The following is a 16,269-nucleotide window of genomic DNA, read 5'->3' on the forward strand; positions in this document are numbered from 1 at the left end:
TTGCGCCGTCTGGTTATATGCAGTGCTCATTTCACCGGGACATGTGCCCAGCGGTTGAATTCATTGACGGAATACTGGGGGAGATAGTGGCTGTATCTGTCATGGGAGAGGACAAGGTCTGTCTGGTTGTCCAGCACCCAGGCGGTGCCCTCTGCGTAGACCACGAGAACCGCATGCCCGATGCCTCTGATGCGGTCCTTCAGGGCGACGATTCTCAGGTCCTCCGCCGGAACGCCCAGCTCCCTGAGGGCGTAATACTTGGTGATGGAGTAATCCTCGCAGTCCCCGGATTTTAGCGCGAACTCGGCGGGTGTGGCCCAGTAGTCCGACTGTCCCCATACTTCCTGATCAAGCCGGTACGGGTATTTGTTGAAGTGGGCGTTGAGCTTCTTCAGCTTTTCCATCAACGGTTCGTCCTTGATGCTGTTGCGGAACGCTTCCCACGAAGCTTTTGCGTTGTTCTTGCCAGAGGCGGGCAGAACCGCGCTCAGCTTGTTTTTTCCCGCCTTCATGGCCTGAATGATTCTGTTCCACTGCTGGAGGGATTTAAGCGGTCCTTTGAACTCCATCGTGTTGAACAGGCGTACCTTCCCGTCTGGCGATGCAGGAGCAGGCTTGGCTGCCGGAGTCCCTGAAAGCATTTGCCGGAATGCGGAAGGCTTCTGCTGAGCCGGGGCAGCCTTGCTGCCAGCCAGCATTTTCGCCGCCATTGAGCTTCCTTCCTGAGCGTGGGCGTGCCAGAGCCTGCCTGTCGGTGCCAGAATAATGGCCGGAATAATGGCCACGGTCAGGCAGAGGCAGACAAGGCGCACAAGCGGCAGCAGGTGCGCAGAGGTCTGGCGTAGGCGCACGCGTTTGATCAAATCATCGTTCTCGCAGGGCGTTCTGTTTGGCCTTCAGAATGGGTTTGAGCATGTAATCCAGCACGGACTTCTTGCCGGTAAGAATATCCACGCTTGCCGTCATGCCGGGGATGATCGGGAGTTTGTCGCCCCGATAGACGATGGTATTCGTTTTGGTCCGCAGTTTGACAAGATAGAACGTCTCGCCCTTTCTGTCTTCAATTGTATCGGCACTGATCTGCTCCACGGTGGCTTCGAGTCCGCCGTAGATGGAGAAGTCGTAGGCCGTGATCTTGACCATGGCCCGCTGGCCGGGGTGCAGAAAGGCGATGTCCGCAGGGCGGATGCGCGCTTCAATGAGCAGTGTGTCGTCAAGCGGCACCAGCTCCAGAATGGTCTCGCCGGGCCGTATGACCCCGCCGATGGTGTTGTGGTTGATGCGTTTGATGGTGCCGCGCATGGGGGCGCGGATATCCGTACGGGTCACGCGGTCTTCACCGGCGGAAAGGGATTCGTTCAGCGAGCGCAGTTCGGCCCTGCGTTTGTTGATCTCTTCCTGGGCCTGGTTGTGGAACTCGGCCCTGCGCTGTTCAAGGCGCGCCTTGGCTTCTTCTGCAGCTCGTGAAGCTCTGGGAATGCCAAGCGAGAGGGAGTCTATGTCTCCCTGCAGCCGCAGCAGGCTCTCTTCCAGCTGCAGGTAGTCCACGCGGGGGTATACGTTCTTTTCCATCAGCGGACGGGCGATGTCCCGTCGTTCGGCGGCGATCTTGTGGCTTTGTATCAGCTGTTTGCGGCGGCTGATCATTTCCTCCACTTCCTGCTGCTTCTGGAAACGCTGGGCGTCCAGTACGCGCATTTCCGCCTCAAGCTGTTCCCTGCGTGTATGGAACATGCTCATCTGGTCGCGTACGATGGTTGGAGCCTTCTCCTGCATTTCCGCGGTATAAACCGGTTCTCTGTCTTCTGCTTCCGCTTCGAGGCGGATGATGGCGGCCTCGTGTTCCATGATCTTGCTGGCGGCGTCGCGGAACAGGCTGCGTGCCTGCTCGTTGTCAATGCGGACAAGCACTTCGTCCTTTTCCACCACCTGGCCTTCGCGCACCAGTACTTCGCGTAAAATGCCGCCTTCAAGGTTCTGCATTTCCTGCAGGCGTTGGGAGGGGATGACGGAACCCATTCCGCGGGTCACCTCGTCCAGAATGGCAAAGTGCGCCCATACGCCGAAGACGGCAAAGGCCACGACAATGGCGACGGAAAGCAGATAGGCATAGGGGTGCCCCCTGTGGCGCAGGGCGGCATCCACTTCGCTCATGAATTCGATGTCTTCTCTACGGTACTTGCTCATGGTCGTTTCCTCATTACATCGTGCGAGGCTTTGCCGCCGAACGCAGCTGTTCGTTCTTCAGCGCGTTCAGCACCGCCGCCTTGGGGCCGTCTGCAATGATGCGGCCGTTGTCCATGACCACAAGCCGGTCAACCAGATCGATCATGCTCATGCGGTGGGTGATGAGCAGCAGGGTCTTGTCTTTGATGATTGTGGCCAGCCGCTGCTTGAAGAGCATTTCCGCGCTGTTGTCCATGTTGGAGCTGGGTTCGTCGAGAATGAGGATTTCCGGATCACTCAGCAGGGCGCGGGCCAAGGCCACGGATTGCCGCTGCCCGCCTGAGAGTGACATGCCTCTTTCACCCACGGGCATGCCGAATCCGGCAGGATGCGCCTGCACGAAGTCTGTGACCCCGGCAATGGATGCTGCGCGCAGGATGGCATTGTCGTCCGCATTAGGATTGCTGATGGCGATGTTTTCCCGCACGTTGCCGTAGAACAGGTAGTTGTCCTGCGAAACATAACCAGCGCGGCTGCGCAGTTCGGCCACGTCCATCTGCCGGATGTCGACTCCGCCGAGTTTTACGGCTCCTTCGGTGGGTTGGTAGAGGCCCACGGCAAGTTTGCCCAGCGTGCTTTTGCCGGAGCCCATCTTGCCGATGATGCCGATCTTTTCACCGGGCCGGAACAGGAAGTTGATGCCTTCCAGCGCAAGACGTTCGTTTCCGGGGTAGCGGAAGCTCAGTTCTTCTGCGGCCAGCGAGGGGGTAAGCCCCACATAGCAGAGGGCGGCACTGTCTTCGGCCCGCTCTGTGGGCAGGGTCATGAGCATATCAAGTGACTTGAGAGCCATGCGGGACTGCTGCAGGCGCGACAGCATGGCCGCCACCTGACTGAGGGGGGCCATGGCGCGTCCCGCAAGGATGTTGCAGGCGATGAGGCCGCCCATGGTCAGTTCTCCGGCCCCTATGAGGTGCACGCCCCAGACGATGATGATCATGCTCACCAGCTGGGTGGCCAGCATGGACATGGTGATGGAGAAGTTGGCAAGGCTTTTCGTGTGGCTGTTCGAGCGGGCGCTCATGCCCACCACGCGTTCCCACGTCCGCTGCATCCGGCCTTCCGCCTGACTTGTCTTGACGGTTTCTATGCCGTTGAGAATTTCGATGAGCAGGGCGTTTTTCTGCGCACCTTCCTTGTAACCGGATTCAATGGCCCGTTGCAGGGGGAACTGCAGCAGCCAGCCGATGATGATTACCAGCGGCACGGCCAAGGCGGGTACGAAGAGCATGGGGCCGCCGATGAAGCCCACCAGCGCGATGAATACGAAAAGGAAGGGCAGGTCGATGATGGCGAGCAGGGTGGTGGAGCTGAAAAACTCGCGCAACGACTCGAATTCGCGCAGGTTGTTGGCGAGGGTGCCCGTGGAATCGGGTTTGTAGTCCATCCTGATGCTCATGAGGTGCTGCATGAGCCGCGAGGCAAGAATGATGTCGGCATTCTTGCCTGCCACATCGCAGAAATAGCTGCGCAGGTTGCGCAGGACGAAGTCGAACATGTAGGCGATGCCGATGCCGATGGCCAGCACCCACAGAGTGTCCAGAGCGTTGTTGGGCACCACGCGGTCATAGACGTTCATGAAGAAGAGCGGCGAAACAATGGCTAGCAGGTTGATGACAAGGCTGGCCATGCCCACGTGCTTGTATATGGGCAGGTAGTGCCAGATGGTTCCCCAGAACCAGCGTTTGGCCTTGAGCAGTTTTATCTCGCTGGCACGTTTGTCCAGTCTGCCTTCAATCTGTCCGAAAATGGCATAGCCTGCATATTCTTCCTCAAGCTTGTAGCGGAGTATTTCAATGGGCGCGTTGCCGGTTTCGGGGAAGACTATTTCCGCGGTCTTGTCGTCCAGCGAGGTGAGGACGCAGGCCCCTTTAGTCTTGAGCAGCAAAATGCACGGCAAGGTGAGGGTTGAAATGCTGTCCAGCGTCTGCCGGTGGACGGCCCTTACATTCATGCCGGCTTGCATGGCGGCCCGAAGACAGGCCGAGGTGTGCGAGGGGCCTCCGTGTTCCGGCAGCCCTGCCTTGAGTTTTTCGATGGATATGGTTCTTCCGTTCAGTGAGAACAGAACTACGAGGCAACGAAGCAGCGGAGAGTCATAGTCAACGTCTGCAGGCGCAGGCGCAATGGTGCGCCAGGGAACATTGGCGCCGGCCTGCAGGCCGTCAGTTGGTTCTTCTGCAGACTTTGGCGAGGGTATGGATTCATCACTGCCGGCACTGTAGTCCGGCTGGGAGGATGTTGGGGTTCCTTTATCTGTTTGCGGTCTGGAGCCGGATATGGGTTGGCCGGATTGTTGAATGGGTTTGACCGGAGTTTTGCCGTTTGCGGCGGTCTGCCCGCCTGCGGCTGAACTCTCCGGTTTCGAACTCGGTTCTGGCATGGAAAAATCCCCCCTGAAGACCGGTCACAACAGTGCGGTCATACGACAGTGCAGTAGATGTGGCGTCTGTTGCATCCGTTTGCATTCAGGGCGCAGTGCTCCGGTGAGGAAACAAGGCCCTTGTCGTGTCGCTTCGGTGTTTTTGGTCTTTGTTTGTATCGTACAAGCAAAAGCCGGTAGGCGATGCTTTGTTTTGGAGCAACTATCACGGTTTTATGTGAATATTGCAACCTATATGCAGTGGGCTGGAAGGACCTGGCTGGCGTATTTGGACGCAGACTGTAACCTGGCGATGCGTTGCTAGAATAGATTTTCTTTTTTTATAAAAATATAACGCATTTTTGCAAATACTGCATTATTGCATAATCAGTTGATATGATTCTGCTGTTTACATCCATGGCGGAGGGGCGGTCTGAAAGGTCTGACCAATGTGGCATTCAGTATATATTGTGCTTGTCTCTGCCTTCTGTTATGGGCGTAAAGAATTATCTGAAAACCACTTTTAACGAATGACGCAAACGGAATCGGGAACCGTAGGCAGCATGTCGTTTCTTAATCTACATGCCCAGGAATAAAGGGGGGGCCATGGCGGATTTAACTCGTACTGTCGTTTTGACTGCACCGAACGCTGGCGAACATGTTGCGCTGCGCGTTGAACCTACTGCATTGTTGCAGGTAGAGTTCGATATCAACGCAACGCAGGTTACCCGCGTTGACAACGATCTGGTGTTCTCGTTCGAGAACGGTTCCAAACTCACGTTAATAGATTTCATCGACCTCATCGCCAATGGTCAGGCGCCGGAGTTTGCCTTCAGCGACGGTGCCGTTGTGGCAGGTGACGTGCTTATCGCCTCTCTGGGGGATATTCCCATAGAGACGGCTGCCGGTGCTGCCGCTGTGGGCGGTGGCGGTTCTACTTATGTATATGATCCGGGCTCATTGTATGACGGCTTTGATCCTCTGAGAATGCAGAGCGGTGCTGGCGCCAGCGCATCCGGCTCTGCAGTGGAGGGAGGAGCAGGCGGTGCAGACGGTGCAGGCGGTGCAGACGGTGCCCCTGTTCTGGTGAATCACGCCCCCGAGGTTGCCGGGACGCTCTCGTTCAACATGGACGAGGACGGGACTATCACCATTACGGCCGCCCAGTTGCTGGCCAACGCCTCCGACATTGATGGTGACGTGCTGAGTGTGGTGAACCTCTCTGCCGATAATGGAACATTGACCCCCAACGGTGCGGGGGCGTGGACCTTCACGCCGGATAAGGATTTCAACGGCACGTTGAACCTGACCTTCGACGTGAGCGACGGCGACCTGACTACGCCTTCCGGTGCGACGGTGGTTGTGGCTCCGGTGAACGATGCTCCTGTGGCTCAGGCCGCTACGGACTCGGCCACTGAAGACGGTGCCGTCATCACCGGCCAGTTGCATGCCACGGATGTCGATACCGGGGACGAGCTGACTTACAGTGTTGTCGGTGAGTCTCCTGATGGCTTCAGCCTGAACGCAGACGGCAGCTATTCCTTTGATCCAAAACACCTCACGTACAACGGCCTTGCCGAGGGCGAGAAGCACGATGTTGTCGTGCAGTATCAGGTGTCCGACGGCAATGGAGGCACGGCCACCGAAACGCTGACCATTACTGTTACCGGCACCAACGATGCGCCGACTCTGAGCTTTGGTCCTTCCGGAGGTTCTTATCTGATCACTAACGGCAGCTTTGAAGTCGTTAGCTCCACTCTAGATGCAGGAACGTGGACGGAGGTTCCAGAGGATAGCGTAGCGGGTTGGGATTCGCATTCGAGCGACGGAATCTGGATATGGCAAAGTGGGGTTCAGGGTGTCCCGTCAACGAATGGGGATCTCCACGCCGAGCTTTATGAATCCGATATCTCTCAGCAGGTTACTTTGTCGGACAAGGGTTCCTATATGCTGCAGTTTGATGCTCGCAGCGGCGAAGAAGGAGGTGCCATTAACGTCCTTTGGAAAGGAAATGTTGTGGCGACCATTACTCCGACCGAAGATTGGCAGACTTATTCGGTTGAGGTGGATGGGCAGTGGGATGGCGATGGCAATGGCATATTCGACCTCTCCTTCAGCCCGGTAGGCGAATATGGTAACTATGCGCCTCTGCTGGATAACGTGGTTATGTTCAAGGCCGTAACCATCGATGAAAATTCAAAAGATATCCCTGTGGTCACAGCTCTCGGACAGGATGTGGACGGAGATGCCCTGACCTATTCAATCGTGGATGGCGATGAGAATAATTGGTTTACGATCAACCCTACTACCGGCGAGATTACAGTAGCCCAGGGTGCCGAGATAGATGCTGAAAAGCTCACTACAGTCGAGCTCACAGTCGCGGTAACCGACGGTCATGAAACCGTGACGCGGACCTTGACGGTCAACATCGCGGATCTCAACGACAATGCGCCTGAGTTCTCGAAAGTGAACACCAGCGGCATTAACGAGTTCTCGGAAGCCGGAACAGAGGTTGCCTCGTTTACGTTGACAGATGCCGACGTGACCGCTGCGCACAATGATGCGCACTTCAGTCTTACCGGAGCCACGTTGAAGACTGAGTATGGCAATGCGGACATTCCTCTGAGCGCTAATGAGGTAGAGCTGTACTTCAATGTCTCCGAGCCTAAGGATGGGGGAAAATATGAAATTACTCTTACCGCCTCGGGACAAGAGTATTTCGACACCCTCGAGCTCGGCGATGTGACCGTGACCCTTCACGGCTTGGGTTCGGATGGCCTGCATGACACGAAACAGGACTTCACCTTTGCCGTGGATAACGTGAATGAGGCGCCGACTCTGAGCTTTGGTTCTTCCGAGGGGTTGAATCTGGTCGTTAATGGAAGCTTCGAGAACCTTGGTGGAGTTCAGGTTGGTAACTGGTCCCCTGTTTCTGAAAACAAGGTGGACGGTTGGTATTCGAATGTAGGCAATAAGATAGAAATTTGGAATTCCGGTTTCTTGGGCGTCGACTCATCCGATGGCGACCATCACGCCGAGCTTGATTACGCTGGTTTGATTGATGATATTTCCCAGAAAATTGCTGGGTTGGATGGCGGCTCTTATGTACTTCAGTTTGATGCCCGTAGCCGCTCCTTTACGTCCGAGGGGGTTGAAAAGGCCACGGAAGCCATTGAAGTTCTCTGGAATGGAGAGGTAAAGGCTGTCATCTACGCAACCAATGGTTGGCAGACCTATTCGGTTGTGGTCGAAGGCGCAGGGGAGGGCGAACTTTCCTTCCGGGAGCTCGCAACCGGAAACGATTCCCTGGGCCCCTTGCTGGATAACGTGTCCATGTTCAAGGTTGCGCCTGTTGAAGGCAACGCCGTAACCATTGACGAGAATTCGGCAACTGGAACTGTCGTGACCATGGCTCTCGGGCAGGATGTCGACGGGGATGCTCTGACCTATTCGTTCATGAAAGATGGTTCCCGCGTGTGGGAGCTTGATGGTTTTGCTATCAACAAAACTACCGGCGAAATCACTGTGGCCGATGGCTCCATGCTGGACGCTGAAAAGCTCTCAAAAGTCGATCTTTCGGTCGCGGTAACCGACGGTCTTGAAACCGTGACGAAGACCTTGACGGTCAACATCGCGGACCTCAATGACAACAAGCCTGTGTTCTCGGGCGTGGACGTGGCCAGCGGTATTACCGAGTTCTCGGAAGCAGGAACAGAGGTTGCCTCGTTTACGTTGACAGATGCCGACGTGACCGCTGCGCATAACACAGTGAGCTTCAGTCTTGCCGGAGCCACGTTGAACACTGCCTTTGACGGCGGAACAATTACTCTGAATGCGACGGACGTTAACAAGTACTTCAAGGTGGACCTCCTCGGAGGTGCTGGAAGCATTAAGCTTACCTCTGATGGTCAAGCCTATTTCGACGCCCTTGAACTCGGCGACGTGACCGTGACCCTTCGCGGCATAGGTTCGGATGGTTCGCCTCAAACCACAGCACAGGACTTCTCCTTTGTCGTGGAAGACGTGAACGAGAGACCGACTGTTGATAAGGGAATCGACGTACAGAGTGTGAATGAGGACAGCGAGTTCTCATTCACTATTCCGGATGATGCCTTTGCGGATGTCGATGCCGGCGATACGTTGCAGTACACGGCCACACTGGAAGACGGCTCTGATCTGCCAGACTGGCTGGAGTTTGATCCGATAAATCGTACGTTCAAGGGCACGCCCGAAAACGACGATGTAGGCGTTATTTCGGTGAAGGTAACGGCCACAGACAGCGGCGCGCTCTCCGAGTCCACTACTTTCCAGCTTACGGTGGTTAACACCAACGATGCGCCGACTCTGAACTTTGGTTCTTCCGAGGGCTCGACTCAGATCGCTAACGGTGGTTTCGATGACTTCGGGCAAGGGTGGGAGCGGGCAGACGGTAATAAGGTAACAAACTTATGGCGTGTGTGGGGTGACACAAATACATTTGTCTCGATTGATTCGGACAATGGTAACGATGTTATCCAAAGCGTACATTTGGAAGAAAACGGTTCTTATGTGCTGCGGTTTGATGCCTGGGACTATTTCAATAAGGGCGGAGTCATAACAGTCCTCTGGAACAATGAGGTTGTTGCAGAAATTGCTCCAACTCCATCTTGGCAGACCTATTCGGTTCTGGTCGAAGGTGCGGTAGGAGACGGCCAGCTCTCTTTCCGTACCAGCCCTGATGGTATGGTAGGCCCCTTCCTGGATAATGTGTCCATGTTCAAGGTTGCGCCTGTTGTAGACAGCGCCGTAACCATTGACGAGAATTCGGCAGCTGGAACTGTCGTGACCATGGCTCTCGGGCAGGATGTCGACGGGGATGCTCTGACCTATTCGTTCATGAAAGATGGTTCCCGCGTGTGGGAGCTTGATGGTTTTGCTATCAACAAAACTACCGGCGAAATCACTGTGGCCGATGGCTCCATGCTGGACGCTGAAAAGCTCTCAAAAGTCGATCTTTCGGTCGCGGTAACCGACGGTCTTGAAACCGTGACGAAGACCTTGACGGTCAACATCGCGGACCTCAATGACAACAAGCCTGTGTTCTTGGACGTGAGCGGGGCCCAAGGCATTACCGAGTTCTCGGAAGCCGGAACAGCGGTTGCCTCGTTTACGTTGACAGATGCCGACGTGACCGCTGCGCATAACACTGTGAGCTTCAGTCTTGCCGGAGCCACGTTGAGCACTGTCTTTGACGGCGGAACAATTACTCTGAATGCGACGGACGTTAACAAGTACTTCAAGGTGGACCTCCTCGGAGGTGCTGGAAGCATTAAGCTTACCTCTGATGGTCAAGCCTATTTCAACACCCTTGAACTCGGCGACGTGACCGTGACCCTTCACGGCATAGGTTCGGATGGTTCGCCTCAAACCACAGCACAGGACTTCTCCTTTGTCGTGAAGGATGTGAATGAAGCGCCCAGTCTCTCGCTTGTTGACAGTGTTTCCATTTCTGAATCCAGCGAGGTCGGCGACCTTGTGGCCACTGCAGCGGGTTCAGACGTGGATGCAGGCTCAACGCTTTCCTATTGGTTCCTTGACGGCAATAATGCAAGAACAGACTCTCTGAACGGTTTTGCCATTGATACGGCGAGCGGCGAGATCACGCTGGTTGACCCGAGCCAGATCAATTACGAATCTACCCCCAAGCACGCCGTCGCGTTACAGGTAGTTTCCTATGACGGTACGGGCAGTATCGAAGGACTTCAGTCCGACCCCAAGACGTTGACCGTCAACATTACGGATGCGAACGAAGCGCCGATTGTTTCGTTCAAGAACTCCATTATTAACGGCAGTTTTGAAGAGGGCGTGGATTTCGGTAGTTCAAATTGGACGAAGGCCGAGTCTCTGCCCGGCTGGCAAAACGAGGCCAATACGTGGATGGAGCCCCACAAGGGCAGCCACATGGGCGTAGGTACGACCCATGGCGAAAACTATATGGACCTTGGCGGCTCTCCCGGCAACGCTCATATTTCGCAAGTTATCAACGGGCTGGATTCCGGCGAAACCTACACGCTGCAGTTCTCCCTGTTTGACAAGGCATTCGTAGCCAACGCTGGCGAAAGCTCCGGAAGGCTTGAAGTCATATGGAATGGCGATGTGGTGGCAACGCTGGAAGGGGATCAGAGATCCTGGTCTGAGATTTCACTTGATCTCGTGGCGACCGGTGATGCTGACAAACTTGAATTCAGGGAAATCGGAACGTCAGTCAGAGACGATAACCATGGCATCGCACTGGATAACATTCGTCTGTTCAGCATTTCTTCATCCGCAGAGAGAACTGTGGCTGAGAATGCTGCCAATGGCACCCTCGTGGCCACTGCGCTTGGGGCGGATGTGGATGCAAACGACACGCTTTCCTACTGGTTCATCGACGATGGCAAACGGGTAAGCACTCTGGATGGCTTTGCCATAGATACGGCGACCGGCGAAATCAGGGTGGCTGATTCTAACCTGATTGATTATGAGTCTACTCCCGGTCATGCCATCAATCTGGATGTGGTTTCCTATGACGGTAAGCTTGAGTCTGCGCCCAAGACGCTGACAGTCAATATCTCCGACGTGCCGGAAATGATTACCGTGGATGAGGGCCATTCCGTCACGTTGACCGTAGCCGATCTTTCGGTTTCGAGTGAGTCGCTGATTGGCAATGTGCTTCGTCTTGATGGTCTGCCTGCCGGTGGCGAAGTGCTGTTAAATGGGGTGGCGCTTAAGAGCGGCCAAACCTTCACGTATGAGCAGCTCACGCAGGGGCGCGTTAGCTATGCCCATGCAGGCGGCGAAGATACCAGCGATGTTTTGCGCTTCGACATTCTGGATAAAACCGGCACGAAGCTGCTGGTAGATCGTGCGAGCGTTAACGTAACTGTTAATCCTATAAACGATATTCCGGTTCTGGACCTTGATTCAACCGGTTCCGTTGAGGTTGTCTATCAGTCTCAGTCTGCTGGATATAACAACGTGCTTGGCGTCTACACCTACAACGAAGCAGGTGAGCCGGTGTTCCAGCAAGTGCTTCTGGACCATACGCGTAACGCCGATGGTACGGTGGATGAGAGCCTGCTGAATACTGTGATTGGCAACTTTGATGCACGTGAGAATTTGCACTTCTTCATCCTGCCAAATGGCGGCGGCTCTTGGGCAACCAAAGACGCAAGCGACCAGATCAGGTTCGAGAAGGTGGGTAATGCGTGGAAGCTGTGTGTCGGCGAAGACGGCGACAAGCTTACTCTCTCTGCCTACTTCAGCGATCAGCAGCTTAATGCTGACGGTTTGAACCATTTCCGCATTGTGAATAATGCGAACGGCTCCGTTACGTTGAATATTGAAGACCTCTGGAACGGCGGCGATCGCGATTACCACGACATCGACGCTGCAATCAGACTTACCAATCCTGTCGATGGCGATTTCGGCTTCACCAACACCTTTGTGGACGGTGGAGAAGGTGTGGCCATTGTGGGTGACGTGCGCATTTCTGATGCGGACAACACCCATATGAAGCAGGCCGTAGTCACGCTCAAGGGTGCCGTTGATGGCGACATGCTCTATATTGATGGCGCATCGTCTTCCGATGTTGAAGGCGTGCTGCCTTCCGGCATTACCTGGCGCTTGACTGAGGGCGGGACTGTCATCACCCTGAGCGGCAATGCCTTGTCTGATCAGTATGAGGTGGCGCTCCAGCAGATTCGCTACAAGAACACCACCAATCTTGCCTCTGGTAACACTACCCGCGAAATAGACGTGACAGTGACGGATGCGGATAACGGATCCAGTAATACTGCCACGGCGACCATTGCCGTTGTGGGCGAGAACGATGTGGTCTTTACGACCAGTCATCAGGACGTACAAAATCCGGATTACACCAATAGCTTCGCAACACGGTTTGCGCAGAATGAGATGCGAGTGGTGAATGGGCATGAGGTTGTTGTTGAAAATGCCTCTTCCATTACGGTTGACGAGTGGAACGGTGTGAAGAGTGTGCTGGCAGAATCGCGCGGTGATGCTGACGTGACCATCAACAACTTTGTGCGCGCAGATGTAAGACTTGGCGTTGGCACTACCGATGATGGTTCCGTGGGCAGCCATGTGACGATCAACGATGCCAAGCGCGGTACCGTGACCACCGGTAACGATGATGATCACATCGTTGTGAATGCGAAGACTAACGACGCCCCCGGTGCAGGCTGGTCTGATACGTTTGTAATCAAGACAAATGATGGCAATGACGTTCTGGATCTGAAGGGTGCTGGCGGCAGCACGGTATTTGATGTGGAGGCCGGTGCCGGTAGCGATACAGTTAAAATCTCCGGCGCAGTGTACGGCTTGGATCTTGACGGCGGCGACGGCGTCGATACCCTTGATTTTAGTGAGTATAGCAAGGGTGTGACCGTCAACCTCGCTGCGGAGACAGGCGTTTCCGGAAACCACCCGGGTGGCGATAGCATCCGCGGGTTCGAGAACCTGACCGGCAGCGCTCATGACGACATCCTTGCCGGTGACGCTAAAGGTAACGTCATCGACGGCGGAGCCGGTAGAGATATCATCTGGGGTGGTGACGGCGACGACGCCCTCAGCGGTGGTTCCGGCAACGACGACCTTCTTTCCGGTACCGGCAACAACCTGCTTGAGGGCGGTGTCGGCAACGACCGTCTTTACAGCTATGATGGCGCCAATGTGCTTAACGGCGGCGAAGGTACGGACGAAGCGTCCTATATCTATGCCTCGGATGGCGTGACTGTGGACCTTGCCAACGGCTTTGCCGAAAAGGGCAATGGTGTGCATGACTCCCTGAACAGCATTGAAAAGGTTCAGGGCAGCCATTTCAACGACTCTCTTGTCGGCGACGGCAACGATAATCAGCTTCAGGGCGAAGCTGGGAATGATACCCTGATCGGCGGAGCTGGCAACGACTCGCTTTACGGCGGTTCCGGCGACGACCTCATCAAGGGCGGAGCTGGCGCTGACGAGCTTATCGGCGGCGACGGTATCGATACCCTGAGCTATGCAGATTCCGATGCTGGCGTGAACGTCAACCTCGGTGCGGGAACCGCATCCGGTGGTCATGCCGAAGGAGATCGCATCTCCGGTTTCGAGAACCTGACCGGCAGCGCACATGATGACACTCTTATCGGCGATAGTGGCGGGAACGTCATCAAGGGCGGAGACGGCGCAGACCTCATATACGGCGACTTTACTCCCGATTTTGCAGGTGTGAACCTCCTTCTCAACGCCGATTTTGAGCAGCCTGACAGCGGAGCTGGTTCCGATGGGGGCTTGAATAACGTTAGTTGGGGTACGTTCCAGAACTATGGTGCCTGGACTGCCACAACCGGCCTTATCGAAATTCAGCAAGGTGCCCACAGCGGTACGCCTGCGACCGATCATAACAACCGCGTGCTGGAGCTGGACTCCTATGCCAACAGTGTTGTTTCGCAGGCCGTGGACTTCTCTTCTCTCAAAGGAGTAGAGAGTGTGGTTCTGGAGTTGAGCTTCGATTATGCCGGTCGCGCGAAGGGCGCCCTTGTAGCGGAGAATACCAGCGGTCTTGAGGTTTGGCTCGGTGATGAACGCGTAGCCAAATTTGACAGCATTCCGCAGGAGTGGCTGAACACGGGAACGATCAAGATAGCCCTTGATCCCAGTCAGCTGCCCGAGGACGGAAAGCTCGATCTGCAGTTCAAGGGGACTAACACGAGCGACTCTTATGGTGCGCTTGTGGACAACGTTTCCCTGAAGGTGGCCGCAGTGGGCGGTGCTGACGAACTCTTCGGCGGTGCCGGCGACGACACCATTCATGGTGGAGCCGGTAACGACACCATTCATGGCGGGGCCGATAATGACATCATTTATGGCGATGCCGGCAACGACCACATTGATGGTGGCGATTCGCTTGATACGGTCGTCTTCTCCGGAGACCGGGGTGATTACCATATTCACTGGAATGAAGCGACACAGTCCTATACCGTAACAGATACCCGCGAGGGTAGTATGGATGGTGAGGACGTTGTCACTAATGTGGAATACTTCCAGTTCAATGATGGCACCGTCGCAGCCGAGAACCTGATCGGCCTGCAGCTGACGATGAAGTCAGTGAGCGCGACTCCCGTCGTTTCAAGCATCCCCGGTAACCCGGTAGTCCATCTTGATGCCCAGAATGAGAAAAGTCTTAAATTGAATAATGGGGACAATGTTGAGGTCTGGCACGATCTGGAGCATGGAAGTGGCGATTCTGCAGACAATTTCCATAGCAAGAACGTCGACAATAGACCTGAGTTTAGGACTGACGTTGACGTATTGAATGGCCATGGTGGGATATACTTCAAGGGTAGCAATGATGTGATGCTGACTAATTACGGCGGACAAGGAACATCTCTTGGCGCGAAAGCGTCCGTCGGCTCAAGAAGTCTTGCCATGGTTTTCCAGACCGGCGACAGCGTCGACAACCTACAGATGTTGTATGATCAGGGCGGCGACTCTGCTGGTGTTTCCCATAAGAACAATCCTGACCAAGATGGCATGAATCTCTTTATTCAGAATGGTCGGTTGTATGCCTCTGTATTCGATCAGGACGGTAATGCCCTCGGAACCAGTGAGCTGAGCCAGCATGTGATCGACTTGGGGCAGGTTGCCAGTGATACGGCCTACTCGGTTGTAATATCGTATGATGCCGATTTGAAAACCTTCTCCGGATGGGGTAACGGCGTTCAGTCTGTGTCGGACTTGGGCAATGCGTTTTCCCTCGAAAAGCATGATGGCGTCAGTGTTGGCGGTGTGGATGGTATGACTTATAACGGTGCAGGCGAGTTGGTTTACGATGGTAACGCCCTCTTCAATGGCACTATCGGTGAAGTAGTCATCTGGAATAACGCCCTCACTGGCGAACAGGCCGGACAGGCCAATGACTACATGCGTTCGCACTGGGTCGGCGAGACTGGTACCCAGATTGCTGCCGGTACCGTCATGGGCGACTTCTCCGGCTTTACTCAGGGCTGCGAGCATACTCCGACCCTGACGCTGGATCCGGCTGTAGGCGACAACCAGTACTTCAGCCTTGATGAGCACAACCAGTTGGTACGTTCGAATGTACCGGGGCTGGAAGGTCATGACACGGCCCGCGTTTCCGTGGTTCTGCATGACGGTGCTTCCGAGACGACCCATACCTTCGTTATCGGCATGGACGATGATGCAAACTCTGTCATTGCCCACAACGTTGCCTATCATGAGGTCGTCGCCAATGATCACGGCATACTCAATGGCCTTGACGGTGTGGCGGATATCTTCACTATCGGCGAGCTGATGCAGAACCTGCTTGTCAACGACTTCAGTATGACGGATCACGATGTGCTGGATCTGAGCGGTATCAATGTAACGCATGATAGCAAGACGCTGAACCTGCATGACCTGTTGACGGAGACTGGTCATGGCTATGATACTTTGAACCAGTATCTGGCTGTGGAGGATACCGGCAACGACCTGAAGATAAATGTCTTTGCAGGAGGCGATGCAACAACCGGCGGTCAAGCCACGCAGACTATCACTTTGGTAGAGGCAGCTGTGGGTGTTGAGATTCGTCATGAAGATATCCTGAATGACCTGATCATGAACGGAAAGGCTGTGACGGACTTGTAGTGCAAAACGAATACAGC

4 protein-coding genes are annotated in these 16,269 nt (G+C 55.0%); 1 reads left to right on the plus strand and 3 read right to left on the minus strand.

Annotation, left to right across the window (positions count from 1 at the left end; translation table 11 throughout):
- Window positions 1–26: 26 nt before the first annotated feature.
- From N1030_RS15080 to N1030_RS15090, 3 genes are read right to left on the minus strand one after another with little or no spacing between them, the layout of a single operon-like run.
- Entirely contained in the window at window positions 27–863 is an 837-nt protein-coding gene (locus N1030_RS15080; protein ID WP_265826327.1) for a transglutaminase-like cysteine peptidase, read from the minus strand.
- Window position 864: 1 nt separating this feature from the next.
- Window positions 865–2,187 (minus strand): HlyD family type I secretion periplasmic adaptor subunit, encoded by a 1,323-nt coding sequence (locus tag N1030_RS15085; RefSeq protein WP_265826328.1) that lies wholly within the window; start codon window positions 2,185–2,187, stop codon window positions 865–867.
- Between the two features lie 13 nt (window positions 2,188–2,200).
- Entirely contained in the window at window positions 2,201–4,609 is a 2,409-nt protein-coding gene (locus N1030_RS15090; protein WP_265826329.1) for a type I secretion system permease/ATPase, read from the minus strand.
- 585 nt (window positions 4,610–5,194) lie between these two features.
- Between N1030_RS15090 and N1030_RS15095 the strand changes: the two genes are divergently transcribed.
- Window positions 5,195–16,252: a cadherin domain-containing protein gene (locus tag N1030_RS15095; RefSeq protein WP_265826331.1), complete on the plus strand. Its 11,058-nt coding sequence runs from the start codon at window positions 5,195–5,197 to the stop codon at window positions 16,250–16,252.
- The last annotated feature ends 17 nt before the right edge of the window (window positions 16,253–16,269 follow it).

Origin of the sequence: Desulfovibrio mangrovi (genome assembly GCF_026230175.1) — a bacterium.
GTDB lineage: Bacteria > Desulfobacterota > Desulfovibrionia > Desulfovibrionales > Desulfovibrionaceae > Halodesulfovibrio > Halodesulfovibrio mangrovi.

Coding starts and splice junctions, on each gene's coding strand:
- N1030_RS15085 (WP_265826328.1), bottom strand. CDS start 2,187: ATGAGCAAGTACCGTAGAGAAGACATCGAATTCATGAGCGAAGTGGAT.
- N1030_RS15095 (WP_265826331.1), top strand. CDS start 5,195: ATGGCGGATTTAACTCGTACTGTCGTTTTGACTGCACCGAACGCTGGC.
- N1030_RS15090 (WP_265826329.1), bottom strand. CDS start 4,609: ATGCCAGAACCGAGTTCGAAACCGGAGAGTTCAGCCGCAGGCGGGCAG.